The 26064-nt window shown below is 58.4% G+C and carries 18 protein-coding genes; 11 read left to right on the top strand and 7 right to left on the bottom strand.

The features are described 5' to 3' along the window. Positions 1-147: 147 nt before the first annotated feature. The 11 genes from dppB (at position 148) to MWH02_RS14880 (ending at position 15965) form a co-directional block, all read left to right on the top strand. Complete coding sequence (gene dppB, locus MWH02_RS14930) at positions 148-1167, top strand: dipeptide ABC transporter permease DppB (RefSeq protein ID WP_110867892.1); 1020 nt, start codon at positions 148-150, stop codon at positions 1165-1167. Positions 1168-1176: 9 nt separating this feature from the next. Next, positions 1177-2079, top strand: a complete 903-nt coding sequence (dppC, locus tag MWH02_RS14925; RefSeq protein ID WP_110867893.1) for a dipeptide ABC transporter permease DppC — start codon at positions 1177-1179, stop codon at positions 2077-2079. 12 nt (positions 2080-2091) lie between these two features. Beyond that, complete coding sequence (dppD, locus tag MWH02_RS14920) at positions 2092-3078, top strand: dipeptide ABC transporter ATP-binding protein (protein ID WP_008104610.1); 987 nt, start codon at positions 2092-2094, stop codon at positions 3076-3078. After that, positions 3068-4078, top strand: coding sequence for a dipeptide ABC transporter ATP-binding subunit DppF (dppF, locus tag MWH02_RS14915; protein WP_137384884.1), 1011 nt, complete (start codon positions 3068-3070; stop codon positions 4076-4078). The genes dppD and dppF overlap by 11 nt, the downstream gene beginning before the upstream one ends. Before the next feature lie 473 nt (positions 4079-4551). Beyond that, positions 4552-5211, top strand: a complete 660-nt coding sequence (bcsO, locus tag MWH02_RS14910; protein ID WP_271460923.1) for a cellulose biosynthesis protein BcsO — start codon at positions 4552-4554, stop codon at positions 5209-5211. Next, positions 5202-6002 (top strand): cellulose biosynthesis protein BcsQ, encoded by an 801-nt coding sequence (gene bcsQ, locus MWH02_RS14905; protein ID WP_101763799.1) that lies wholly within the window; start codon positions 5202-5204, stop codon positions 6000-6002. Before bcsO ends, bcsQ (MWH02_RS14905) begins: the two co-directional genes overlap by 10 nt. Before the next feature lie 54 nt (positions 6003-6056). After that, positions 6057-8162 (top strand): UDP-forming cellulose synthase catalytic subunit, encoded by a 2106-nt coding sequence (gene bcsA / locus MWH02_RS14900; RefSeq protein ID WP_101763798.1) that lies wholly within the window; start codon positions 6057-6059, stop codon positions 8160-8162. After that, entirely contained in the window at positions 8159-10690 is a 2532-nt protein-coding gene (bcsB, locus tag MWH02_RS14895; protein ID WP_271460922.1) for a cellulose biosynthesis cyclic di-GMP-binding regulatory protein BcsB, read from the top strand. The genes bcsA (MWH02_RS14900) and bcsB (MWH02_RS14895) overlap by 4 nt, the downstream gene beginning before the upstream one ends. 11 nt (positions 10691-10701) lie before the next feature. Continuing rightward, positions 10702-14505: a cellulose biosynthesis protein BcsC gene (locus tag MWH02_RS14890; RefSeq protein ID WP_271460921.1), complete on the top strand. Its 3804-nt coding sequence runs from the start codon at positions 10702-10704 to the stop codon at positions 14503-14505. Next, a complete protein-coding gene (gene bcsD / locus MWH02_RS14885; RefSeq protein WP_008104594.1) occupies positions 14505-14951 on the top strand; it encodes a cellulose biosynthesis protein BcsD in 447 nt (148 codons plus the stop codon). Before MWH02_RS14890 ends, bcsD begins: the two co-directional genes overlap by 1 nt. A 9-nt stretch (positions 14952-14960) precedes the next feature. Continuing rightward, positions 14961-15965 (top strand): family 8 glycosyl hydrolase, encoded by a 1005-nt coding sequence (locus MWH02_RS14880; protein ID WP_101763795.1) that lies wholly within the window; start codon positions 14961-14963, stop codon positions 15963-15965. 57 nt (positions 15966-16022) lie between these two features. Here the strand turns inward: MWH02_RS14880 and nadS are convergent, their stop codons facing one another. The 7 genes from nadS to bcsR all read right to left on the bottom strand — a co-directional run bounded on the left by nadS (position 16023) and on the right by bcsR (position 25949). Further along, positions 16023-16307 (bottom strand): NadS family protein, encoded by a 285-nt coding sequence (gene nadS / locus MWH02_RS14875; protein WP_222234973.1) that lies wholly within the window; start codon positions 16305-16307, stop codon positions 16023-16025. Between the two features lies 1 nt (position 16308). After that, complete coding sequence (locus MWH02_RS14870) at positions 16309-16641, bottom strand: type II toxin-antitoxin system RelE/ParE family toxin (protein WP_222234972.1); 333 nt, start codon at positions 16639-16641, stop codon at positions 16309-16311. 99 nt (positions 16642-16740) lie between these two features. Beyond that, entirely contained in the window at positions 16741-20130 is a 3390-nt protein-coding gene (gene bcsC, locus MWH02_RS14865; RefSeq protein ID WP_271460920.1) for a cellulose synthase complex outer membrane protein BcsC, read from the bottom strand. After that, positions 20123-22408, bottom strand: coding sequence for a cellulose biosynthesis cyclic di-GMP-binding regulatory protein BcsB (gene bcsB, locus MWH02_RS14860; RefSeq protein WP_271460919.1), 2286 nt, complete (start codon positions 22406-22408; stop codon positions 20123-20125). Before bcsB (MWH02_RS14860) ends, bcsC begins: the two co-directional genes overlap by 8 nt. Before the next feature lie 15 nt (positions 22409-22423). Then, entirely contained in the window at positions 22424-25027 is a 2604-nt protein-coding gene (bcsA, locus tag MWH02_RS14855; protein WP_271460918.1) for a UDP-forming cellulose synthase catalytic subunit, read from the bottom strand. Then, on the bottom strand, positions 25024-25755 hold the full coding sequence (gene bcsQ / locus MWH02_RS14850; protein ID WP_271460917.1) for a cellulose biosynthesis protein BcsQ: 732 nt from the start codon (positions 25753-25755) through the stop codon (positions 25024-25026). The genes bcsA (MWH02_RS14855) and bcsQ (MWH02_RS14850) overlap by 4 nt, the downstream gene beginning before the upstream one ends. Beyond that, entirely contained in the window at positions 25755-25949 is a 195-nt protein-coding gene (gene bcsR / locus MWH02_RS14845) for a cellulose biosynthesis protein BcsR (protein WP_101763788.1), read from the bottom strand. The genes bcsQ (MWH02_RS14850) and bcsR overlap by 1 nt, the downstream gene beginning before the upstream one ends. Positions 25950-26064 lie beyond the last annotated feature (115 nt).

Here is a 26064-nt window from a genome sequence, read left to right as displayed (position 1 = left end):
CTTCGCCGCCCGTATTCCGCTCTTTTTTTCCGGCAAATTCTACTAATGAAGCGCTTCTTGCGTCGCGTCCGCCTTTGGCTGGCTGCGAGTGTTGAGCAATGTTGTCCCCGGCGGTAACGCTGTGGGAAATGTCAGAGAACCAGGCTTATGCTGCAATTCATACTCCGACGTTTGGGCCTTGTCATCCCAACGTTCATCGGTATCACGTTATTGACCTTCGCGTTTGTCCACTTGATCCCCGGCGATCCGGTACTGATCATGGCTGGCGAACGCGGTATCTCTCCTGAACGTCACGCGCAATTGATGGCGCAGTTTGGCCTCGATCAGCCGATGTGGAAGCAATACATCACCTACATCAACGGCGTCTTACACGGTGACCTCGGCATCTCGCTGAAAAGCCGTATCCCGGTTTGGGACGAATTCGTACCACGCTTCAAAGCTACGCTGGAACTGGGCATCTGCGCCATGTTGTTCGCGGTCGCTGTCGGCATTCCTGTTGGCGTGCTGGCCGCGGTGAAACGCGGCTCGATCTTCGATCACACCGCCGTGGGCATCTCGCTCACCGGTTACTCGATGCCGATTTTCTGGTGGGGCATCATGCTGATCATGCTGGTCTCGGTGCAGTGGAACCTCACGCCGGTCTCCGGGCGCGTCAGCGACACCATCTTCCTCGACGACAGTCATCCGCTCACCGGCTTTATGCTGATCGATACGCTGTTCTGGGGCGAAGAGGGCGATTTTAAAGATGCGGTGATGCACATGATTCTGCCGGCCATCGTGCTCGGCACCATTCCGCTGGCGGTGATCGTGCGTATGACGCGCTCCTCGATGCTGGAAGTGCTGGGTGAAGATTACATCCGCACCGCGCGCGCCAAAGGGCTGACGCGTATGCGTGTGATTGTGGTGCATGCGCTGCGTAACGCCATGCTGCCGGTCGTCACCGTGATTGGTTTGCAGGTTGGTACGCTGCTGGCCGGTGCGATTCTGACCGAAACCATCTTCTCGTGGCCGGGACTCGGTCGCTGGCTGATCGAAGCGCTGCAACGCCGTGACTATCCGGTGGTGCAGGGTGGCGTGTTGCTGGTGGCGATTCTGATCATCGTGGTCAACCTGCTGGTTGATCTGTTGTACGGCGTGGTCAATCCACGTATCCGTCATAAGAAATAAGGGGGAATCATGTCTGCTGTTGATCCCGCAAGCGTAACTGCTGCACCCAAGCCGATGACCCCGTTGCAGGAATTCTGGCACTACTTCAGGCGTAACAAAGGCGCGGTTATCGGCCTGGTTTACATCGTTCTGATGCTGTTAATCGCTATCTTTGCTGATGTGTTGGCACCGCACGCACCGGCTGAGCAATTCCGTGATGCCTTGCTGCATCCGCCGGTTTGGCAGGAAGGCGGCAGTTGGAGCTACATCCTCGGTACCGATGACGTGGGCCGCGATGTGCTGTCGCGCCTGATGTACGGCGCGCGCCTGTCGCTGCTGGTTGGCTGCATGGTGGTGGTGCTGTCGCTGATTCTCGGCGTGATATTTGGCCTGATGGCCGGCTACCTTGGCGGCGTGGTTGACGCCATCATTATGCGTGTGGTCGATATCATGCTGGCGCTGCCAAGCCTGCTGCTGGCATTGGTGCTGGTAGCGATCTTCGGTCCGTCGATCGTTAATGCCTCGCTGGCGATTACCTTCGTCGCCTTGCCGCACTATATCCGTCTGACGCGTGCTGCGGTGCTGGTTGAAGTTAACCGCGACTACGTTACCGCCTCAAGCGTGGCGGGTGCCGGTACGCTGCGCCAGATGTTCATCAATATTCTGCCTAACTGCCTGGCACCGCTGATCGTGCAGGCATCATTAGGTTTCTCCAACGCCATCCTCGATATGGCGGCGTTGGGCTTTCTCGGTATGGGGGCGCAACCGCCAACGCCGGAGTGGGGCACCATGCTCTCTGACGTGTTGCAGTATGCGCAAAGTGCCTGGTGGGTGGTGACATTCCCTGGAGTGACCATTCTGCTAACGGTTCTGGCATTCAACCTCATGGGCGATGGTTTGCGTGATGCACTCGACCCGAAACTCAAGCAGTAAAGAGGCACCGAGATGGCGTTATTAAATGTAGACAAGTTATCGGTGCATTTCGGCGACGAAAAAACACCGTTCCGTGCGGTTGACCGCATCAGCTATCAGGTCGAGCAAGGCCAGGTAGTCGGCATCGTCGGGGAATCCGGTTCCGGTAAATCGGTCAGTTCGCTGGCGATTATGGGCCTGATCGATTATCCCGGCCGCGTGATGGCCGAGAAACTGGAATTCAATCAGCGCGACCTGCAGAAAATTTCCGAAAAAGAGCGCCGCCAGTTGGTGGGCGCCGAAGTAGCGATGATCTTCCAGGACCCGATGACCAGCCTCAACCCTTGCTACACCGTGGGTTTCCAGATCATGGAAGCGCTGAAGGTGCATCAGGGCGGCAGCAAACGTACCCGTCGTCAGCGTGCGATTGATCTGCTCGATCAGGTGGGCATTCCCGACCCGGCATCGCGCCTGGATGTCTATCCGCATCAACTGTCGGGCGGGATGAGCCAGCGCGTAATGATCGCGATGGCGATTGCCTGCAAACCGAAGCTGCTGATCGCCGATGAGCCGACCACCGCGCTCGACGTGACCATTCAGGCGCAAATCATCGAACTGCTGCTGGAGTTGCAGAAGCAGGAGAACATGGCGCTGATCCTGATTACCCACGATCTGGCGCTGGTGGCCGAAGCGGCTCAGCACATCATCGTGATGTATGCCGGACAAGTGGTGGAGAGCGGTAAAGCGGTGGATATCTTTAAAGCGCCGCGTCATCCCTACACGCAAGCCTTACTGCGCGCGCTGCCGGAGTTTGCTGCGGACAAAGCGCGTCTGGCCTCGCTGCCTGGCGTGGTGCCGGGTAAATACGACCGCCCAACCGGCTGCCTGTTAAATCCGCGCTGCCCGTATGTGACCGATCGCTGCCGCCGCGAAGAACCGGAGCTGCGCGACATTCCTGGCCGCCAGGCCAAATGTCACTTCCCACTGGATGATGCAGGGAGACCGACTTATGAGTCTTGATAACGATAAGCAGGATTACCTGCTGCAGGCGATTGACCTGAAAAAACACTACCCGGTGAAGAAAGGTCTGTTTGGCCAGGAACGTCTGGTCAAAGCGCTGGATGGCGTCTCGTTCAACCTCGAACGCGGCAAAACGCTGGCGGTGGTCGGCGAGTCTGGCTGTGGTAAATCCACGCTGGGCCGCTTGCTGACGATGATTGAAACGCCGACCGAAGGCCAGCTGTTCTGGCACGGTCAGGATCTGTTGAAACACGATCCGCAGGCGCAGAAACTGCGTCGCCAGAAAATTCAGATCGTGTTCCAGAACCCGTATGGCTCGCTCAATCCGCGTAAGAAAATCAGCCAGATTCTGGAAGAGCCGCTGGTGATCAACACCTCGCTGACCAAAGCGGAGCGCAAGGAAAAAACGCTGGAGATGATGGCGAAGGTTGGCCTGAAAACCGAGCATTACGATCGCTATCCGCACATGTTCTCGGGCGGCCAGCGTCAGCGTATCGCGATTGCGCGTGGTTTGATGCTCGATCCTGATGTGCTGATCGCCGATGAGCCGGTCTCCGCGCTCGACGTGTCGGTGCGTGCGCAGGTGCTGAATCTGATGATGGATTTGCAGCAGGATTTAGGCTTGTCCTACGTCTTCATCTCGCACGATCTCTCCGTGGTGGAACACATCGCCGATGAGGTGATGGTGATGTATCTCGGCCGCTGCGTTGAGAAGGGCAGCAAAGAGGCGATCTTCAGCAATCCGCGTCATCCTTACACGCAGGCACTGCTGTCGGCGACACCACGTCTCAACCCGGACGATCGCCGCGAGCGCATCAAACTGACGGGCGAGTTGCCAAGCCCGCTCAATCCGCCGCCGGGCTGTGCGTTTAACGCGCGCTGCCGTCGTCGTTTTGGCACCTGCGTTCAGCTGCAGCCAAAACTGAAGCAATATGGCGATCAGCAAATCGCCTGCTTCGCGGTTGATCAGGATGAAAATCAGCCGGTAGGCGTGTCATAAATTACTGCCATAAATGAATCAAGGCTCCTGCGGGAGCCTTTCTTTTTGCTGATTAATACATGAGATAAATTAACGACAAAAAGGGTTACTGCCAAAGCCCTGACAAAAGCATTACGCCACTGCATCTGTGAACAATTGGTCCTGATTTAGATATATAGCGTAAAGGCAAATTCCTATTTTCATCATCATTGTGTGAGCAATGTCACTGCAGAATAAAATCCATAACTTGCAGCGCAGTAGAGGTTTTTCAGTAGCTTAGGTTAAAATCCCCTGCGTGATTATTTCTGTTAATTGATACTAATTAATCTCCGTCCATAAATAACTGCATGCTTTTTGCATTCCCGCTTTTTCAATCTTAAAGATAGAATTGTTTTATTGAATGCGCTGTTTTAGTAATCAGATTTGTCTCACCGTCTTTTAATGTGTGTGATATATTCGCGGAAAATTCTCTCCCGCTTTTACAGGCTCTGATCATGAAGAATTACGACGATCTGCAGCGTTTTAAAGAGAAAACGCAGACGCTTGACATCGCTTTTAAGGATATGTCCGGTCAATCGCAGGAAGCCGATCAAAGTCAGTGGGCGCTACTGCGTCAATTGACCACCGAACAAGAGCCTGAATTAGGCAGCGGTCAGCGCATTGATATGCCGCAACCACAGCCGATTCGCGGGGATGAATTCAGCGCACCGCCGGAACCGGCTCAGGCTGCACCAGCCAGCCCGACGCGCGCATCGATTCTCGATAGCCTGAACGCACCTGCCGCCGCGCAACCGGAGAGCGGCTCATCGCTGTTTCCGCCCGCGCCGTCGGTTAAGCCGCTCTCCTCTGCGACGCCATTAGCGCCGAAAGCCACGCTGGTCGAGCGCCAGGCGACAACCTCACTGTTTCCACCAGCAAAACCTGCCGCCGCGCCAGCCGCTCAGCCTGCTGCTGTTGCCGCACCGGCAGCTCCCGCGCCAATCGCGCCAGTGCCTGTGCCAACCCTGGCCGCTGCGGTTAAACCGGCACGTCCGGCTGCGCCGGCCCCGTCTCGCTTTGGTGCGCTGTTCCGCTCGCGTCCAGCCGAGCCGGCTAACCTGTCAAAAGAAACACCGTTAAAACCGCTACTGGAGAAGATTGCGCTATGCCGTTAGTTTGTGTGTGCTCGCCAAAAGGGGGAGTAGGGAAAACCACCATGGCGGCCAACCTTGCGTGGAGTCTGGCTCGCGCTGGCAGCAAGGTATTGGCAATCGATTTCGATGTTCAGAACGCCTTGCGCCTGCATTTCGGTGTACCGCTGAATGATGGTCGCGGCTTTGTGGCACGCTCTGAAGATCAGGCTGACTGGAGCCAATCGATTCTGACCACCGGCGGCAATATTTTCGTCATGCCGTATGGCGAGGTGAGCGAAGAGCAGCGTGAACGCTTTGAAGAGAACCTGGTAAAAGATCCGCATTTCCTGAAACGCGGGCTGGATACGGTGCTGAATTATCCGGGACTGGTGATTATCGCCGATTTTCCCCCCGGTCCGGGTCCGGCGCTTAAAGCAATGCAGGCACTTGCCGATATGCATTTAGTGGTGATGTTAGCGGATACCGCATCGGTCTCGTTGCTGCCGCAAATAGAAAATGACCGCATGATCGGTCGGCCGCTGAATAATAAACGTGGTCACTATTTTGTCCTTAACCAGAGCGATAACCGCCGCAATATTAGCCGTGAAGTCACCGCTTTTATGCAGCAGCGGTTGGGTGAGAACTTATTAGGCGTGGTTCATCGTGATGAAAGCGTCGCGGAAGCCAATGCCTCGCAACAATCGGTTTATGATTTCAGCCCAGCGTCTGCAGCTGCGTTTGATATCGAATTAGTGGCAAAACGCGTAGCCAATATCCTGGATATCACCGTGGGTAACGGCGAAGTTCAGGCACCTTTTCGCAGCCACTATTAATAATGAGGCCGACTCCGGCCACATAATAACAACACAGCTTCTTCAGGGTGAATCATGAGTAAACTCGGGTTTTACCTGCTGCTGCTGGTGCTTGCACCGGTGGCGGCGGTAATTGTCATCACGCCTATGGACAGCCAGAAGCAATATATATTTGGCTTAATCAGCATCGGGATGATGTTTTTACTGGGCTTCAGCAAAAGCCGCAAAATAACCATCGTTATGGTTATCTTATCCGCGCTGATGTCGACCCGATATATCTGGTGGCGTACTACGGAGACGCTGCAATTTAATTCTGAGATTGAAGCGATTCTCGGTATCGGCTTATATCTGGCCGAACTCTATGTCTGGCTGATCTTAATTCTCGGCTTCCTGCAAACCACCTGGCCATTAAAACGCACCATCGAACCTTTGCCGGATGATACCAGCCTGTGGCCGACGGTGGATGTCTATGTTCCGACCTACAACGAAAGCCTCGATGTGGTGCGTGATACCGTGCTGGCGGCGCAGTGTATTGATTACCCGCGTGACAAGCTGAAGGTCTATTTGCTGGATGACGGTAAGCGCAGTGAGTTTGCGGTATTTGCCGCCGATGTTGGCGTGGGTTACATCACCCGTGACGACAATAATCACGCTAAAGCCGGTAACCTCAACCACGCGATGAAGATCACCAAAGGTGAGCTGATTTGCATCTTCGACTGCGATCACGTGGCCACGCGCACCTTCCTGCAGGCGACGGTCGGTCCGTTCCTGAAAGATCCAAAGCTGGCGCTGCTGCAAACCCCGCACTACTTCTATTCACCGGATCCGTTCGAGCGTAACCTGCGCGCGGCGCGCAGCATCCCGAACGAAGGTTCACTGTTCTACGGCCCGGTGCAGCAGGGTAACGATAACTGGAACGCCACCTTCTTCTGCGGTTCTTGTGCGGTGATTCGCCGTAGCGCGCTGGAAGAGATCGGTGGTTTTGCGGTGGAAACCGTGACCGAAGATGCGCATACCGCGCTGAAAATGCAGCGTCGCGGTTGGGGATCGGCCTTCCTGGCAATTCCGCTGGCGGCCGGTCTGGCGACCGAGCGTCTTGGCCTGCACGTCGTGCAGCGTAACCGCTGGGCGCGCGGCATGACGCAGATCTTCCGCGTTGATAATCCGCTGTTTGGCCGTGGATTGAAGTGGCAGCAGCGTCTGTGCTACCTCAACGCCATGCTGCACTTCCAGTTTGGCTTGCCGCGCGTGGCGTTCCTGACGGCACCGCTGGCCTACCTGCTGTTTAACCTGAATATCATTCATTCGTCAGCCTCGCTGATTTTCGCCTACGTCCTGCCGCATCTGGTGATGTCGCTCTACGTCAACTCGCGAATGAACGGCAAGTTCCGTTACACCTTCTGGGGCGAAATCTACGAAACCGTGATGTGCTTCCACCTCGTCATCCCAACGCTGCTCACCATGCTGGCGCCGAAGCGCGGTAAGTTTAACGTAACGGATAAAGGCGGCCTGCTCGATCAGGGCTTCTTCGACTTCCACATCGTGCGTCCACATGTGATTGTCGCGGTGCTGCTGTCGATCGGCATCATCGCGGGCGTGGTGCGCGCTACTGCGCATGACTACTTTGGCGTCGATCCTTACGTTATTGCGCTCAACGTCGGCTGGGCGGTATTCAGCCTGGTTATCCTGATGGCGGCGATTGCCGTGGCGCGCGAAACCAAGCAGGTGCGTAAAACCATTCGTATTGAGGTGCAGATCCCGGCGGTGATTCACTACGCTAGCGGCATCTCGTCACGCACGAAAACCAGCGATCTGTCGATGGGCGGCGCGCAGCTGGATGCGCCGGACAATCGTCATGAGCACGATGAAATTGAAGAGATCGATCTGCTGCTGAAGTCGGGCACCATCACCATTCCGGTGAACAAAATCTCCGGCGATGAGGAGAGCATCCGTCTGCGCTTTGGCGATATGCCGCTGTCGCGCCGCCGTGAGCTGGTGCGCGTGGTACTGGCGCGTGCCGATGCGTGGATTCAGCCAGAGTATAAGCAAGACAATCCACTGGTTTCGCTTGGCACCATTATTCGTACCGTCTTTGAGCTGTTCTGGCTGACCTGGAAAGATCGCCGTGAGAAGCGTAAGCGTGACAACCAGCCCGCAGTAAAAGAGGACAGCGCTGCATGAAGAATTTGACGCAAAGGTTGCTGGCAAGCTCGCTGGCAACGGCGCTGCTGCTCGCGCCAGCGTGGGCCGAAACCCCGCCAGTCACTCAGGATAGCGCTGCACTTTCAGACGTGCCGCCGCCGCAAGGCATCGAAAGCGCTGCCGATCCGCAGCTGCAACAGGCAGCGGGCGCTGCACCTTATGCGCCAGCGGAAACCGCACCGCAAACCGCTCCCGAAACCGCACCGGAAGCCGCATCGACAACGGAAAACAACGCGCCTGCTGAACCTGCGCCCAGCGAACCTGCTGCCGCACCAGAAATGGTGCTGCCAACGGTAGCGCCAACCGCACCGGCGATGATGCCAGAAACGTCTTCCGTGACGCTTAACCAGCCGATCAGCAGCACCGTTTCGGTGGCGCAAATGGGCCAGCCGCGCGGCATTACGTTGACCGGCGGCCAGCTGCAATCCGGCATCATGTTCACGCTGCCCAGCGATGAAGTGATCACCAACGCGCGTCTTAATCTGTCGCTGCGCGTCTCGGCGGCGCTGGCCGCGCGTAACACCTCGCTGCAGCTGATGCTGAACGGTCAGCCGCTGGGTACCTTGCCTTTGGGCGCCAGCGACAGCGATGTCAGCGATTACCAGCTGGATATTCCGGCGGCGATGGTGGTCTCCAGCAATAACCTCAGCTTCAAGATTAACGATGCCGACAAGCTGCTGTGCGAGAAAGAGAGCGCGCAGCAGTATCAGGTGTCGATTTTGCCGAAGACCTCGCTGAGCCTCGAAGGCCAGCAGCTGAACATCGGCACCAGCCTGCGTAACTTCCCGCGTCCGTTTATTGATGCGCAGCGCATGACGCCCGCCAGCGTCACCTTTGGCTTTGCCGCCAATGTCGCGCCGGACAGCATCAGCGCCGCTGCGCTGGTGGCATCGTGGATGGGCATTCAGTCGGATTATCGTGGCATCCGTTTCCCGGTGGTGCGCGGCGATCTGCCTGAACACAACGGCATTCTGGTCGGCCATCCGGGCGACAAAATTGGTACCGTAACCTTGCCAGCCACCAGTGGTCCGCTGCTGCAGGTGATCGATAATCCGAACAATCCGGTCTACAAACTGCTGCTGGTGGTGGGCGCGAATGACGATCAGCTACGTCAGGCCGCTAACCGTTTAACCACTCAGCCGCTGGCGACCGATGCCAGCAGCCTTAACGTGCAGCCGCAGCCGATAGGTGAACGTAAGCCGTACGATGCGCCGCGCTGGATCAACACCATGCGCCCGGTGCGTTTGAGCGAACTGCTGCGCAAAGATCAGAGCCTGACCACCACTGGCATCTGGCACGATGCGCTGAGCGTCAACTTCCGCGCGGCGCCAGACCTGTTCCTGTGGGATGGCGACACCATTCCGGTGGAGCTGCACTATCGCTTCCCATCCGAAAGCTGGATTGATGAGGACAACTCGTTCCTTAACGTAATGATTAACGGCACATTCCTGCGCAATCTTACAGTGAATAAAGTCGGCTTGCTGGAGAGCGCCTGGCATCGGCTGGGCGGCGACGCGCGTCAGGAGCATTACACCCTGAAGCTCGAACCGTACCTGATTTACGGTGACAACCAGCTGGCGCTCTACTTCAACATCAAGCCGAAAGCGGATGCGCCGTGTGGCGTGCTGCTGAACAACAACATTAAGAGCCGCATTGAAGAGGATTCGTGGATCGATCTGAGCCACACGCGCCACTTCACCATGCTGCCGAATCTCTCTTACTTTGTTGGCGCTTCGTTCCCGTTCTCGCGTCTGGCGGACTTCTCGCAGACCACGCTGCTGTTGCCGGAACAACCAAGCGATGCGGAGATCGCCACGCTGCTGGATATGGCCTCACGCGCCGGTAACGCTACCGGCGTACCGCTGCTGCAAAATCAGGTGCTGTTTGGCCTGCCAAACGGCGGCACCAACATGACGCGCCTGCAGCAGAGCGATCTGCTGGCGGTCAGCACCACGCAGAACAACGAGTTCAACCAGGCCATGCTGGCGAACACGCCGTTCGATACCAGCGGCAACACGCTGGGCGTGAAAGAGCCCACCACCTGGGACAAACTGCGTGGCTGGCTGACCGGCGACTGGTATCGCCAGCCGCTGGATGCCGATCGTTACTTCTCCTCCAACGAAGCGTGGCGCGGCTTTGTCAGCTATCGCTCGCCGTGGAACCCGGATCGCTTAGTGGTGATGACGGTGGCGACCAGCGATCAGCAACTGCTGCGCCTGCATGAAGACCTGAATTCTGCACGCATCAACGCCGGGATTCGCGGCGATACCGCCATCATCACCGATGAGAACGGCATTCGCAGCTTCCGCGTCGGCCCGCAATTCCCGAGCGGCGAAATGCCGTGGTACATGATGGTGGTGTGGTATGCCAACCAGCACTCGGTGCTGATGGCGCTGGCGGCGCTGCTGCTTTCAGCGTTGGTCGGCGGCGGTGCATGGGTGATGCTGAAACGTCATGCGTGGCGTCGTCTCAACCCAAAAGTTGATAGCAAGTCCGGCAAGAAGTAAGGATAAAAACAATGAAAAAACATCTGTTAAGTGCCGGTATTCGCCATGCCTTGATTCTGGGTGGCGCGCTGACGCTCTCTCAGCCGCTGCTGGCGGCGGAGAGCAGTAATCCTGCGTTACAGGCGCTGTTTGATCAGGCGGCTTACTGGCACCAGAAAGCGCATGACGATTTGGCCAAAGCCTCGCTGCAGAAAGTGCTGATGGTTGAGCCCAACAACACGCAGGCGCTCTATCTGCTGGCGCTCTATTCACAGCAGAGCGGCGGCACGGCGGAGGCGGCGCAGTGGCGTGCGCGCCTGAGCGCGGCCTCGCCGAACGATCCGCATCTCACCGAGCTGGATAACGCCCGCCAGCTGCAAACCATTCCGCAGGCGCAGCTGCAGTTGGCGCGCCAGCAGGCACGCAGCGGCAACATCGCGGCGTCGCTGCAAACCTGGCGTAACACCTTCAGCGGCAACGAGCCGCCGCCGAGCGTGGCAGCCGAATATTATCTAACCATGGCGGGCGATCGTTCGCTGCTGCCGCAGGCGGTTGAAGCGCTGCGTCAGTTCTCCGCCGATCATCCGCAGGATACCGGTGCCAAACTGGCGCTGGGTAAAGCACTAACTTATCAGGAAGCAACGCGTCGTCAGGGTATCGATGTGCTCGGCAGCCTGGCAGACGGCAACAAAGAAGCGGACCGTTCGCTGCGTCAGGCGCTGTTGTGGCTGGGTCCGCAGGCGTCCGATGCGTCGCTGTACCAAACCTGGCAGCAGCGCCATCCGCAAGACAACGCGGTGCTGGATTACTACCGTAAAAACGTTGGCGGTGCGGAGAAGGGCGCAGGCTTTACCGCGCTGAACAGCGGCGACGTCAGCAACGCGCAGAACAACTTTGAGAAAGTACTGCAAGCTAATCCGCAAGATGCGGATGCGCTGGCCGGTATGGGCTATGTGGCCCAGCGCGCCGGACGTTATGCCGAAGCGGCGGATTACCTGACGCGCGCGGCGCAGATGGGTGGCGATCAGAGCGATACGCGCCAGAAGCAGGCCGCCGATGCACGCTTCTACGCGCAGCTGGCCTCCGCGCAGCAGGCGCTGAAAAATGGCGACAGCGCGCAGGCGTTGGCGCTGAGCGAACCGCTGGCGCAGGCCGACGGCGAGAAAGGCGTCTCGGCCAAACTGTTCCGCGCCGATGTGCAGCGTCGCAGCAATCAGCTCGATCAGGCGGAGCAAACCTATCGCGCCATCCTGCAAAGCGATGCCAATAACCGCAACGCCAAAGAAGGCTTGTTCTACGTGCTGCGTCAGCAGAACCGGGGCGCAGAAGCCAATACGCTGCTGGCATCACTGCCCGACAGCGTGCGTCAAAGCGTGGCACCGCGCGGCAGCAGCACCGATCCGATTCGTGCCCAGGCCAAACGTGAAGTGGCGGCGGGCAATAACAGCGCCGCCATCGCCACCTTGACCTCGGGTATTCAGCGCTATCCCAACGATGGCTGGCTGCGTCTCGATCTGGCACGTCTCTACCGCGCGCAGGGCAATAACATGATGGCGGCCAATATCATGCAGCCCACCCTGCGCAGCGGCGCCAGCACCACCGAACTCTATGCAGGTGCGTTAAACGCCAGCGAAAGCAGCGCCTGGCAGCAGGCGAGTCAGTTGCTGTCTCGCATTCCCAACAGCAGCAAAAACAGCGATATGCGCGAGCTGGCGCAGCGCGTCAACTTCAACCTGCAGATGGCTACCGCCGATCAGTATCTGGCGCAGGGCTCGAACGCGGCAGCGGCCAACACCCTGCGCGCGCTGGCCTCTACGCCGCCCGCCAATCCGGTGGATGCAGGTAACCTGGCGCAGAAGCTGGCGAAAGCCGGCGATCTCACCAGCGCGGTGTCCGTGGTGCGCAGCAATATGCAGCGCGGCATTCAGGGCAATGCCGGTGATTACGCCGCGCAGGTGGCGGTGCTGAATCAGGCCGGGCTGAATACCGAAGCGCAGAGCTTCCTCAGCAGCCCGGAACTGCAGGCACGCAGCACGCCAACCCAGCTGGCGGGCATCCGCAACGGCTACGTGATCAACGAAGTGGATCGTCTGCGCGAGCAGAAACAGTACGCCGCCGCTTACGACAAGCTGGTGGGCGCGCTGCAGCACGATCCGCAGAACCGCGATCTGATGTTCGCCATGGCGCGACTCTACCAGTCCGGCAAGATGAACAAAGAAGCGGGCGTGGTATACGACTACCTGATGACGCAGGATACGCCAACGCAAGACGCGCGCACCGGCGCCATCAACGTGGCGCTGGCACAAAATGACGTCAACAAAGCCAATACCTTAGCGCGCGGCCTGCGCAACGAGCAGTCGCCGGATCGCTTGCTGCTGTTAGCCCGCGTGGCCGAAGCCAACGGCGAACACAGCCAGGCGATGAGCTACCTGCGCACCGCGCGCGGTCAGCTGATTGGTCTGCAGGGCGCAGAAACCGGCAGCGTGCCAGGCGTAGGTGGTCTGGCGCTGGCTGACAATCCGTTTATCAATCGCGGCACCTCGCCGGTGGGGCGTACGCCTTCCAGCTATGGCGCGGTGATGCCGTGGCAGTCGGCACCGGCGGCCACCAGCAGCGCCGAAGGCGTGACGCTGGCGAGCAACACCCCGGCGATTCAGCAAAGCCAGACGCTGCGCCAAATCGACAACATGATGGATGACCTGCAAGAGAAAACCGGCACCTGGGTGCAGGGTGAAATGCAGGTACGCGGTCGTGATGGCGAATCAGGTTTGAGCAAACTCACCGAAGCTAAAGCGCCGCTCACCTTCTCCACCGTGCCGTTTGGCGAGTCGCGCTTCGACTTCACCATGACGCCGGTTTCCCTCACCGCCGGCAGCGCCGGTGGCGACGCATGGCGTCGATTCGGCACCAACGCGCTGGTGCAGGGCAATGTGGTTGCCACCGGTGCGGCGAAAATTGATGATACGCCCAACTCCACCACCGATTCGCAATCCGCGACCGGCGTGGAGCTGAACATGGCGCTGAAGGGCGACAGCTACAAGATTGACCTCGGCAGCACGCCGCTGGGTCAGGACTTGAGTACGCTGGTTGGCGGCGTGCAGTGGTCGCCGAAGCTGACCGACTTCCTGACGCTGATCCTTACCGGTGAACGCCGCGCGATGACCGACAGCTTGCTGTCGTATGTCGGCGTCGAAGACAAAACCAGCGGTAAACGCTGGGGCCGCGTGACTAAAAACGGCGGTAACGCCTTGCTGAGTTACGACAACGGCGATGCCGGTTTTTATGTCGGCGGCGGCGCGTACAGCTACATCGGCGAAAACGTGGCGACCAATAACAGCGTGCAGGCGACCGCAGGCGCGTATGTGCGTCCGTATCACCTCGACGATCGCGAGCTGAAAGTCGGCATGAGCTTGTCGTGGATGGATTACTCGAAAAACCTCAGCTACTTCAGCTACGGTCAGGGCGGTTACTTCAGCCCACAGAACTATGCGTCGGTGTCGTTCCCTATCGAATTCAGCCGCAAGTTTGACGATCTGAAAGTGAACGTCGGCGGTTCGGTGGGTTATCAATCCTATAGTCAGGATAAGAGCGCCTACTTCCCGAATAATCCGTCGTTGCAGGCGCAGCTGCAAAGTCTGGCCGATCAAGGCTACGTGAAGGATGCGTTCTACAGCGGCGACAGCAAAAACGGCATTGGCTACAACCTGCATGCCGGTGCGGATTATAAGATCAACAAAGATGTCACCGTGGGCGGTCAGCTCGGCTACGACACCTTTGGCGATTACAACGAGAGCACCGCCAATCTGTACTTCCGTTACATGTTCGGAGATTACTAATGAGTGAGCAAGTAACCGCACGCGTCAGCCATCCGCATCAGCCGGGCTGGTTTGATTTGGTGAGCGCGATGATTGAGAGCATGCTGGACAACGCGGGCGAGGAAGCGGAAGGCTTTCTCAATGGCGTCGGCGTATCGCTGGCAACACGCTATCCTTTACCCGACGCGCGCACCGTGCAGGATCTGGAGCGTGAAATGAATTTGCAGCTGGCGCGATTTAACTGGGGCTTTGTGCAGTTACAGCCGCAGGAGAATGCCATTCTGATTCAGCACCACGCGCTGCCGCAGGGCGACAGCAACGTCGGTGTTGAACGTTGGCAGCTGGCGTTGAGCGCGGTGCTGGCGGGCGTGTATGCACAATGGCTGCAGGCACAAGGCGGCAGCGCGGCGGTGCCGGTGACGCTGGAGAACAACGACGGCGGCACGCTGCACTATCGATATCAATAGGATGCTGTAATGAGAGTGATGCGGTTCTGGCGTCAATGGATGCTGTGTTTCATGGTGATGTTTTTTAGCGCTCAGGCGGCCGCAGATGGCTGGAGTACCTATAAAAGCCGTTTTATGGGCAGCGATGGCCGAATCAGCGATACGGCCAACAACAACGTTAGCCATACCGAAGGGCAAGGCTACGGCATGTTGCTGGCGGTGGCGCATGACGATCGCGCCACTTTCGATCTGCTGTGGCAGTGGACGCGCAGCCATCTGCGTAATCCGCAAAACGATCTGTTCTACTGGCGCTACACGCCAGGCGCCGCCGATCCGATTGCCGACAAAAATAACGCTTCCGATGGTGATGTCCTGATTGCCTGGGCGCTGCAACGTGCGGCACAGAAGTGGGGCGGCGATTATCAGCAGGCCTCCGACCGCATTCAGCGTGCGATCGTGAAGCTGAATGTGATCAGCTACGGCGGACATAAAGTGATGCTGCCGGGCGCGCAGGGCTTCAACAAAACCAGCTACGTGGTGCTTAATCCCTCTTATTTCCTGTTTGAGGCCTGGCGCGAGTTTGCGGAACACAGCCATCTGCGTATCTGGAATGAGCTGATTGATGACGGCATGGATTTGCTGGGTGAGATGCACTTCGGCAAAACCGGCCTGCCGCTCGATTGGGTGGCGCTGAATGCTGATGGTTCTGTGGCACCGGCGGTCGGCTATTCCAATCGCTTCAGCTATGACGCGATCCGTATTCCGCTAAATATCTGGTGGTACGACCCGCAAAGCCTGCGTCTGGTGCCGTTCCAGCGTGTCTGGCAAGGTTCGGCGCGCATGACCACGCCCGCCTGGTATGATGTGTTGGGCAACACGCCAGCGCCGTACAACATGGAGGGGGGATTGATTGCGGTGCGCGATTTGACCCTGGGCCAAACCCAGTATCTCAATGACACGCTGGCAGCGGATCAAAACTACTTTTCCGCCAGCCTGCAGCTGCTGACCTGGCTGGCATATCAGGAAAAGCGCTAAATCTCATTTTTGGCCTGGTCGCTATAAATGGCGACTTCAGGACGGCGGAGCTGTTGATTAATGTGACGCAAGCTCGTGGAAGAATTTTGGATTGGCTTGAATCATTGCCAGCACCTTTGCGGCCAGTCCGGTCGGATTGCGCCGCCCCGTTTCCCAACTTTTAATGGTATCAAGGCTGGTGCCGAGGACCTGCGCCATTTCGCTTTGCGAGACGTTCAGCTGCATCCTAATGGCTTTTACATCAGCCAACTCATAACGGGTAACGCGAGCAGGCTCGCTTGTACCGTTTTTAATTTCTACAGCTTCTTCAAGCGATGCTTTCAGCTCGTCAAAAAAACTCATGTTATACCTCGTCTTTTAATCGTTGGGTCAACTTCTTCAACTCGGCTTTTTCCGCATGCGTGAGGCTCTCTTTGATATTTTTCGGGTAGGCCATTACCAGGTAAATCACTTCAACGGTGGCGAGGAAATAAATCACCCTTGCACTGCCACTTTTTCCCTGATTACCCGTTGCCATCCTGATTTTTCGCAGGCCACCAGTATGTTGAATGAGATCACCTTTCTCAGGTGACTCGATAAGCGTTTTTTGTAACTCCCTGAGTTCGTCATCCGTGGCGATTTGCTTTATCTGGCGAGTAAATATTGGAGTTTCAATAAACTCAATCGCATGACTCATCGGCTATCTCCTTTGCCTTCAAGGAGTACATTGTACACTAAAATGTGTGCCGTTAAAGACTCTCAGGCGTCAGAGTTAATGTGAGCTACGTCCGAAGTGCTATTTAAAATCCGCATACGGCGTCAGCGGTTGTGGCGGCATATCCATGTCGCCGTTCCAGCCGGACATCGAGTAGCGCATGAAAATCAGGCCGTGGCTCGGGGTGTAATCCTTCGCCTGCTGAATATCCATCGCCAATCCCACCGACCAATGCGGCGTAATGCGTCGCTCTACCAGCGCCTGCAGCGTGTAGCCAAAACCTCTACCCGAACTGCTGTCTGAGGTGGGATTCGACGCCAGCATAAAGCCTGGATTGACCGGATAGCGCTGCTGCCCGTCGGTATGCGATTGCGACCAGGAAACCGAGCCGCCGAGATCAAACGACCAGTTCTCTGTGCGCTGGCGATAGGTCACCGGCAGCGACAGCGAGAAATATTGCTGCGGGCTGTAATAGCCGCCCTGACCGAAGGTGTAGTCGCTGAGATCCTTCTGGTAATGCCACAGCATGCTGTTCAGGCCCACGGTGGCGCGGCGATTATCTTCATTAATCAGCTTGTAGTAATAGCCCGCCATCAGGCGCTCGCGGCTGTTATCCGCCACGTTATCACCGCTGAGTTGATGCGCACTGATATCGCCCCACACGCCATGCGCGCCGCCCTGATCATAACTCAGTCCGAGCGAGCCGCCGGTTGCCACCACGCCGCCCCAGGTTTTGCCGCCGTTTGCCGCGGGATCGCGCGCGCCTGCGTACGCCAGCAGCGAGCTGGAGATCGGTCGGCGTGATGCGGTGAACGTCAGGCCAATGTCTTTGACGTCGGTTTTCCAACTGACGCCGCCGACCCAGTTGCGGGTCTCGAAGCCGAGCGGCGTGGTGCCGAAATCAGCCGACCAGCGATCGTTATGCCAGCCCACGCCTAGCGCGGTACCTTCATCGCGCTGAGTAAAGTCGCGGCTGCATCCGCCGGAATTGTCATCGTTACAGCTGCCGAACTGCTCGCTGTGGCTGCCGTTGCTGGTGGAGAAAGTGCCGGCTGAAACCCGCACATGATCGACACGCACAAAGCTGTGGCCATCGGCCAGCGGTGTTTCCGCCTGCATCATGGTGGTATGGGCGGTGAAATCGGAAGTGCCGCCGTTGCCTTTGTTGCGCGAGTAATCCTGCTCCAGCGTGAACGTGGTGTCCTGCTGACGATAAAGATCGGCGGCGTCGCTGCGGATGCTACGTTTCAGCCAGTCATCCTGCGCCTGATTGCGGGTTAATTGCGTATAACGATCGTTATCCTGTGGCACATCCGGGCTGATGCCGCTCGCGGCCATCGCCCGTTGATAATCCTGCTGCGCTTGTGCGGGTTGTTGCAGCTGCGTTTCCAGCCGCGCCGCATCGCGAAACACCAACGCTTTTTCCTGTGACGCGGCCTGTTGCGCCGCGCGGATTTTCAGCTCAGCAAACATCTGTTGAGCACGCACCGCATCGCCACTGTTTTGCCAGGCGAGCGCCACGCGCCGACCACTGTTCACGCTTTGCTGCGCCACGCCTGGCGGCAAGTCTTGTAACGCGCGTTGCGCTTCTGCAGGGCGTTTTAAGGCGATCAAGGCTTCGATACGACCCAGCGCCGCATCGCCGTTTTTACGGTCTTGCTGCTGCACCTGTTGATAGCTCGCCAGCGCACTGCGGGCGTCGCCGCGCTCCAGCGCCCAATCGGCCAGCGTGATATCGCGGCGGATAGAAGCGGGTTGCTGTTGTAGTAATGCAATCGCCGCCGTTTCATCGCCGCGCGTGCGTAAATCACTGGCGCGGGTAAACACTTTGTCCTGCTCGAGACGATCGGCCAGCTCATGCATGTTGCTGTCCCAGCGCGCAGCGGGCAGGCGATGCAAGGTGGCCAGCGCCGCGTCATCGCGGTCGCCGGAAGCCAGCCACAGCGCCGATGCATACAGCGCTGTGGGTTCCTGTGGATGCTGGCGCACCATCGCGTCCATCACCTGCGCGCCCTGAGTTTCTTCGCCGCCGTTGCGCAGCGCGCCAGCCAGTCGATAAACCAGCCAGATATCATCGGGATTCGCCTGCGCCAGCTGGCGATACTTCTCCGCCGCCTGATGCCATTGGCCTTGCTGCGCCAGCGCATCGGCTTCGGCCATTAGCGCATCGGTGCGCAGCTGTAGCAGACGACGTTTCGCCGTGCTATTGCTGCGATCTAAGCGCAGCGCCTGCTGCCAATAACGCTCTGCCTGCGCAGAATTTTTGCGTGCCAGCGCGGCATCACCTAAGCCAATCAGCGCCCAGCTATCGCGATTATCCAACTCTTGCGCGCTGCGGTAATAGCCTTCCGCCGCGGCGATATCGCCTTTTTTCAGCGCCGCATCGCCGTTGTTAATCGCCAGCCAGTAACGGTTGGTTTGCAGCAGCGACTGCCATTTGCCGATCTGCGTGCTGGCCTGACCGGCCTGTATCGCTTTCTCCAGCCAGCGAATGGCGGCGGCGCGATTGTTGGCTCGCGCCTGCGCCTGGCCCATCGCGCCCATCAGTTCAGCATCGTTGGGATTGGCGGTTAGCGCGGCATTGAGCGCGGCAATCGCATTGGCGCCGCCACCGGCATCCACCAGCGCTAAGCCACGCATGCGCTGGCGATACGCCGGATCGGCGAGCAGTTTTTGCTGACGCGCCAGCTCTTGCTGACCGCGCTGCTGGGCATCGCCTTCGGTAAAGGTTTGCAGATATTGCTGCAGGCTGGCGACGCTGCTTTCGCTCACCGGCTGATTCTGGATCTGCTGTAGCCACAGCTCGGAAGCGGCATCGCGCCCGCCGTTGCGGTTGGCGAGACGACGCAACTGGGTGAAGGCTTCGGCCGGCTGATTATTATCAAACGCCATGCGCGCCAGCTGCAGTTCTACGCCGATGTTGCCGGGATAGCGCTGTTCCAGCGCCTGCAACTGTTGATACGCTTGCAGCTGCTGGCCGGGTAAACGCGCCACCAGCCGCCAATACTCCAGCTCGGTATTCACATCAGGGAACACGCCGTGGAACAGCGCGTCCCACGCGGCTTTGGCTTCTACGACGTGCCCGGCGGTGGCCAGCAGTCGCGCCTGCTGCAGCTGCTGACGCCCTTCCGCAGTCACCAGACGCAAGCCGGCTGCTGATTCACGCGTGGCGGCGGCATTCGGTGCCACGCGCTTCAGTTCATCCAGCAGTTTTTGCGCTTTGGCCTGATCGCCCTGGCGCAGTGCCATGCGGATTTGCGCCGCCAGCACCTGCGGATTATCAGGATCGATTTTTTCCAGCCGATAGAGCGATTGCTGTACCAGATCGATTTTGTTGGTCGATTCGCCGGTACGAATCTGCATCAGCAGCCACTCAACCGGCGAAACCTGGGGACCGATCGGGGCGGCAGTCGCGCCTGCCAACACCCCGAGCGTGCTACTGATCAGCAATCCCAGCTGCAGCTTATTCATCGTCATCCAGCTCGGCCAGACGGCGACGGCTGACCATGCGCATTAAACGCCACGCCATCAGCGCAAACAGAACCACGACCACCACCGCGCAAATCGCCAGCCACACCGGATGGGTGGCCAGCAGATTCCACAGGCGTTCCCACCACGGCAGGTGACCGACGTAATAGGTATCGCCGACGCGGATGCTGTTAACCCCCGATTCACGGATCACCGTGGCGGTACCGAACACTGCCGCGCGTTTGCCGCTGTCGAGCAGCGCGTTATTCAGCAATTCCCAGCCGCGTGGGCTGTCGGCCAGCAATGCCACGACGCTGCGTTGATCGTTGAACGGTGACTGGAAACCGACAATCGCGCCCATCGGCCCGCGTGAGCTAATGGTAGTTTGGCTTTCCACCGCGCGTTCACTGTCAGAAATCGGTACGTTGGCTGCTGCGTTGCTGCGTGCAGGCATGCTGATCCAGCTGCGGGCGGCATCGGCCAGCAGCGGGATCTTCGTGTCGTCCTGCAGATCCTGCGGAATGCCGCCGATCATCAACATATCCGCATCCGCCGATTTCGCTTTGCTCCAGTCATCGCTCATCTGCACGCGCAGCGCCGGATAACCGGTTTGTGCGCCGATGCTGCCGAGCGCATTCAGCAGCGTGCTGACTTCGTCATTGCTCGGCCTGGATTGCACCAGCACCAGCGTTTGCGCCAGATCGGCGTAGCGGCTGTACGGGAAACCGGCGTTGGCGAACGCGCCCAGCGACGGCATTTCGATGTAGTGACGATAGCCGGAGAAATCGATGCTCGAGGTATCGTCAATCACCACGTGATGTCCGACGGCGGTGACGGTTTCGCAGCGGCCATCGGCGGTACCGCCAATAAAGGTGTTGGCGTAATCAAAGTTAAAACGCAGCTGATTCACCACGCCGAGGCGCAGCGCCGGAATGGTCAACTGGCGATTGCTGTCCTGCAAACCCTGCATCAGCGGGATGCGCATCAGCTGCTGACCGGCGGTATCTTTCTGCGTCAGCGGATAATCCTGCATGAACTGATTGTTGAGATGCACCGCGAGACGCGAGCCATCCTGCTGAATCGGCGAGGTGTAGCGGTAGCGCAGATCCATATCGATGCCGCGCGCGCGCACCAGGAACAGATCCGGTGGCAGATTCAGCGTCAGGCTGATCGGATTCGGCTGCAAACCGTTGCCCTGTAGCTGGTTTTGATACTGCGTCAGCTCGGCAAAGGTGGTGCGGCGATCGGTGCGCACCCAGTTCGGCGCGTCGTACGCCTGACGCGGCGCCAGCCGTTTTACGCTGTCGATGGTTGAGCTGTCGCCGCGCAGCAGCAGCTGGCCTTGCGCAATGCCTTCGACGGCGGTCAGCAGGTCATTATCGTCACGGCCAAGGATCAGCAGCATCTTCTCGTACGGATTATCCGGCTGATTCACCATCTCCACCGTCGGTTTCTCCACTGGCGGCAGATCTTTCAGGAAGTCGGGACGATGATCGTTGGTGGCAAACACCACCGCATGCTGCTCTTTGGGCAGCTGGTTATACAGCACCGGGAAAGATTGTCCGCGCCACTGCGCTTTGCTGCCAAACCAGGAAGCCAGAATCCCGGCCGCACGCTGTTGCAGCAGATTCGGCTGGGCGTTGAAGACCATCGGTAGCTGCAACGGACGGCTGTCGCGCGTATCTAAGAACGGCTCCGGGAAATGCGACAGATCGTTCTTCAGCGGCAGCTTCTGCAGCGTCAAATCGAGTTTGCTGGCTTTGCCGATATCCAGCCAGATGGTGCTGTTGGCCGGGTTTTCACATACGTTGGCATAGTGACCTACCAGCTCAAGTCGCACGCGGTTGAAGTCGCTGATAAAGCGCGGATCGATAGGGATTTGCGTTTGGTTCTCTTTGCCGAGCTGCTCGGCGGTGACCGTCACCAATCCCACCAGTTCATCGTTGAGATAGACTTTGAGCTGCGACAGCGTCGGAATCAGCGCCGGCGAAGGACGATAGCTCAGATTCAGCAGCGCGCGCGTCACCACTTCATCGCTGCGCACGCCGAACTCAATCTGGCTGCTCGGTTCGGTACCGCGCAGCATCATGCTGCCGGGCGGCGGAGCGACCTGATTAAACACCAGCTGGCTGTCACGCAGCGGCGCGTTGGCGTCGACCCGCGCGTTCACCTCCGGTAACGGCTGCGGCGCAGTCATGGCGCCAGAAGTCAGCGGCGCGGCCTGCACCACAGAGACGCAGCCCAGCAGCAGGGCGGTGAACCAACTCAGTTTTTTCGTCATGGTCATATCATCAACTTAAGTAAAATCGGTTTTGATCGTCGCAGGCTGGCGGTCAATACGCTGCGGTAGCAGTGTCGCCAGCCAACTCACCAACGCGGTGAGGCCACGGAATAAGCGGCGCAGCGGCGCAGGTCCATACTCGGCCAGACGCAGATAGCCTTTAAAACCCAGCACCATAATGTCGGCCAGACTTTGCACCGGTTTATCTTCCGGGAATCCGTCCTGCCACAGCGCCCAGGTATCGGCGCGAGCGAAGGTGCACTGAATAAATTCAATGTGTTGGCGCGTCGTGAGTTGATGCAGGCGAATCCCGGCGCGACGGCCAAACACGCGCTGCACCTGACACGGGAAGCTGAACTCTTGCTGACCACGGCGCAGCAGCAGCGACACGGTTTCGTCCTCTTTCAGCGCATCGGCTTCGCGCAGCTCAACGCCCACGCCGCCGTCGGAATAGTCACGCAGGGTGCACGGCACCATGTGTCCATCTTCACGTGCGATGGCGGCGGGCATGGCGATTTCCACACGATGCGCTTCGCGGATCTGACGCGCTTCAACCGATACCGCCACCGCGCCGCCGAGGATAATCATGTTGTAAATCACCCACACCAAACTGACCCAAATGGTGAGCATTTCGTTGGCCGGACCGTACGCCATGCGCCAGAAGGCCATGCCAATACCGGCGATATTCAGCAGCACCAGCATCATGTACGGCTTGGTAATCACCCAATCGAGATGACGTTCGGCCACCAATCCACCTTTGGCGGTAACGTTGAATTTGCCTTTGTGCGGATTAAACAGCGCCACCGTGGTTGGCCGCGCGATGTACCACGCCAGCACAGTTTCATACACTTCGCTCCAGAACGAATGTCGCCAGCGGCCCTGAATGCGCGAGTTGGTCAAACTGGTGTGCAGCATGTGCGGCAACACGTAGATGGCGATCGCCAGCGCGGGCGCGTAGATGATGTAGGCGTGGAACAGCAGAAACGCCAGCGGTGCCAGCAGGAAGATCAGACGCGGAATCCCGGCGAGAAAGTGCAGCATGGCGTTGGCGTAACACAGGCGCTGCACCAGCTTTAATCCTTTACCGAACAGCGGGTTATCGAGGCGGAAAATCTGCACCATACCGCGCGCCCAGCGGATACGCTGGCCGATATGCGCGGACAAACTCTCGGTGGCCAGACCGGCAGCCTGCGGAATACGGATATACGCCGAGGTGTAACCCTGACGATGCAGGCGCAGCGAGGTGTGCGCATCTTCGGTGACGGTTTCTACCGCAATGCCGCCGATCTGATCCAGCGCAGTTCGGCGCAATATGGCGCAAGAGCCGCAGAAGAACGCCGCATCCCAGGTATCGTTGCCATCCTGCACCAAACCGTAAAATAGCGAGCCTTCGTTAGGCGTCTGGCGGAAACGACCGAGGTTACGTTCAAACGGATCGGGTGAGAAGAAGTGGTGCGGCGTTTGCAGCATCGCCAGCCGATGATCTTTCAGGAACCAGCCCATCGTCAGCTGCAGGAACGAGCGCGTCGGCACATGGTCGCAGTCAAAAATGGCAACATATTCTCTGCGGCACACGGCTTTCAAAGCATGGTTGATGTTACCCGCTTTGGCGTGTTCGTGGGTGGGACGCACCACGTAATTGACGCCGACGCTGGCGGCAAACTCGCGGAACTCTTCGCGCGTGCCGTCGTCCAGCAGGTAGATATTGAGCTTGTCCTGCGGCCAATCGATGCCCATCGCCGCGTAGAGGGTCGGTTTCACGACGCTCAGCGGTTCGTTGTAGGTCGGTACCAGAATATCGACGCTCGGCCACGAGGTGATTTCCGGCGGCATCGAGACCGGCTGACGATTGAGTGGCCACAGCGTCTGGAAATAACCCAGCACTAATACCGCCCACGCATAGGTTTCTGCACCTATCAGCAGCAGACCAAATGTCAGGCTGATCGGGTCGTCCCAGTTGAGGGTTTCGGTGTAGCGCCACCACAGATAACGGCAGGAAATCGTCAGCGATAACACGATCAGCATGATGGTGGACAAGCGGCCCGGCACGCGACGCACCAGCATCGCCAATCCCCATAACAGCAGCACGAAGACAAACTGCGTAGTGATGCCGAAGGGCTGCGAGATGCACAGCAGCGCCAGCAGGCTGGCGACAATCGCTGCCACGATAAACAGCAGCTGCCGCAACCACGCGGGCAGCGCCTGAATACGTTGTTCGCTGCGCTGGGCGAACCGGTTTCGTTCCAGCCGTGCCGGCAGCGCACCGAGCCACTGATAGAGCGGCTCGCGCCAGCGGAACAGCGGTTTGACGCTGAAACTTTTACGCGTGCGTTTATCCAGCGGCAATACCAGCATCAGCCACAGGCTTTGCAGTGCATAGCGCAGCGGGTCAAGCGGACGTGGGCGCAGCGGCGAAATTTGCGGGTAGTAACGTTGACGATGTTGCAGGATGCGCTGCCATCCCGGTGTTTCCAGCCGCAACAGCGACCACGCGAGTACGCACCACATTAAATGCAGCGCGATGGTGAAACGGCCCGCGCCATGCTGATGCGCCAGCTGAGCGCGGCGTTGCAGCGCCTGCCACGCTTGCGGCATCAGCAGCCAGCGTAATGGATTCACGCCGCGCCTCCCGGCACATGCAGCAGCAGCCAGTTAGCCAGGGTGTTGATCTCTTCGCTGGCCAGCGCATGCGGCCGATATTCGCCCACCGGCTGTTTCATCATCAGCGCTTCCGCCAGCGCTTCATCGCGGTGAATCACTTGGGGAATCAGGTTTTTCAGTGAGTTGATCCACAGCTGATGCAGATCCTGCTGTAGCTGGCTGTTGGCGTTGAACTGGTTGATCAGAAACAGCGTGTGCGCAGGAAAACGCGCGTGATGCAGACGCAACTGACAGTTGGCATCCAGCGTTAGCACCTGCAGCAGACGATCGGCCGCGGTAACCAGGGATCGCTGCCACGGCAACAGATCCGTTGGCATGTCGAAAATAATCCAGTTGTAGTGCGATTTCAGGGCCGGTAGCGCGTGTAGCAGCGGTGCGGCAAATTCTGCGTTGATAGCGCTGATGCTGGCGTACTGTTGCGACGTGAGTGCGCCAAACGGCAGAAAATCCAGCCCTGCCTGATAGCGCTGAGCGCACTGCTGCCACGCTTGCTGTTCGAGCAGCGCGGGCGCCCAGCCCTGAGCGCGGTCGAGCGGCATATTAAAGTGGACAGCTAGCTGATTTACCGGGGAAAAATCGATAACCAGCACCGATTGCTGCAGCGCGTTAAACGCCCAGCCGAGTGCGGCGCTCAGCGAGGTAGCGCCACAACCGCCACGCAATCCTTGTAATGCAATAACAGGCATTAACGTTCTGACTCCTGTGCGGCGCTTATTTCACGCAGCAATGGCCAGCGCGTCATAATGGTATTCAGTCGCGCTTCGCGGGCAATATCAATGTAGCGAAATGCCTTAAGGGAAAAGGCATCACTTAAGGCAGTAATGTCATCGTGCTCTTCGCTGCTAGTCGCATTCAGCGAAAATGCATTCTCTGTTTTCATTATTTTTTGCCACCAAAAAATCGACAACGGATGAATTGTGGTTTTATTTTTTGTAAAGTTTAAACCTGAAGTAAAGACAAATGCTATCCACAGATCAATATGATTTGCGCTAATA

This window comes from Pantoea leporis (genome assembly GCF_028048155.1).
Classification (GTDB): Bacteria; Pseudomonadota; Gammaproteobacteria; order Enterobacterales; family Enterobacteriaceae; genus Pantoea; species Pantoea leporis.
This window is presented reverse-complemented; position numbering and strand designations above follow the sequence as displayed.

Excerpts from the sequence above, each read along its gene's own strand:
- dppB (WP_110867892.1), top strand. The coding sequence starts at position 148 with ATGCTGCAATTCATACTCCGACGTTTGGGCCTTGTCATCCCAACGTTC.
- dppC (WP_110867893.1), top strand. The coding sequence starts at position 1,177 with ATGTCTGCTGTTGATCCCGCAAGCGTAACTGCTGCACCCAAGCCGATG.
- dppD (WP_008104610.1), top strand. The coding sequence starts at position 2,092 with ATGGCGTTATTAAATGTAGACAAGTTATCGGTGCATTTCGGCGACGAA.
- dppF (WP_137384884.1), top strand. The coding sequence starts at position 3,068 with ATGAGTCTTGATAACGATAAGCAGGATTACCTGCTGCAGGCGATTGAC.
- bcsO (WP_271460923.1), top strand. The coding sequence starts at position 4,552 with ATGAAGAATTACGACGATCTGCAGCGTTTTAAAGAGAAAACGCAGACG.
- bcsQ (WP_101763799.1), top strand. The coding sequence starts at position 5,202 with ATGCCGTTAGTTTGTGTGTGCTCGCCAAAAGGGGGAGTAGGGAAAACC.
- bcsA (WP_101763798.1), top strand. The coding sequence starts at position 6,057 with ATGAGTAAACTCGGGTTTTACCTGCTGCTGCTGGTGCTTGCACCGGTG.
- bcsB (WP_271460922.1), top strand. The coding sequence starts at position 8,159 with ATGAAGAATTTGACGCAAAGGTTGCTGGCAAGCTCGCTGGCAACGGCG.
- MWH02_RS14890 (WP_271460921.1), top strand. The coding sequence starts at position 10,702 with ATGAAAAAACATCTGTTAAGTGCCGGTATTCGCCATGCCTTGATTCTG.
- bcsD (WP_008104594.1), top strand. The coding sequence starts at position 14,505 with ATGAGTGAGCAAGTAACCGCACGCGTCAGCCATCCGCATCAGCCGGGC.
- MWH02_RS14880 (WP_101763795.1), top strand. The coding sequence starts at position 14,961 with ATGAGAGTGATGCGGTTCTGGCGTCAATGGATGCTGTGTTTCATGGTG.
- nadS (WP_222234973.1), bottom strand. The coding sequence starts at position 16,307 with ATGAGTTTTTTTGACGAGCTGAAAGCATCGCTTGAAGAAGCTGTAGAA.
- MWH02_RS14870 (WP_222234972.1), bottom strand. The coding sequence starts at position 16,641 with ATGAGTCATGCGATTGAGTTTATTGAAACTCCAATATTTACTCGCCAG.
- bcsC (WP_271460920.1), bottom strand. The coding sequence starts at position 20,130 with ATGAATAAGCTGCAGCTGGGATTGCTGATCAGTAGCACGCTCGGGGTG.
- bcsB (WP_271460919.1), bottom strand. The coding sequence starts at position 22,408 with ATGACGAAAAAACTGAGTTGGTTCACCGCCCTGCTGCTGGGCTGCGTC.
- bcsQ (WP_271460917.1), bottom strand. The coding sequence starts at position 25,755 with ATGCCTGTTATTGCATTACAAGGATTGCGTGGCGGTTGTGGCGCTACC.
- bcsR (WP_101763788.1), bottom strand. The coding sequence starts at position 25,949 with ATGAAAACAGAGAATGCATTTTCGCTGAATGCGACTAGCAGCGAAGAG.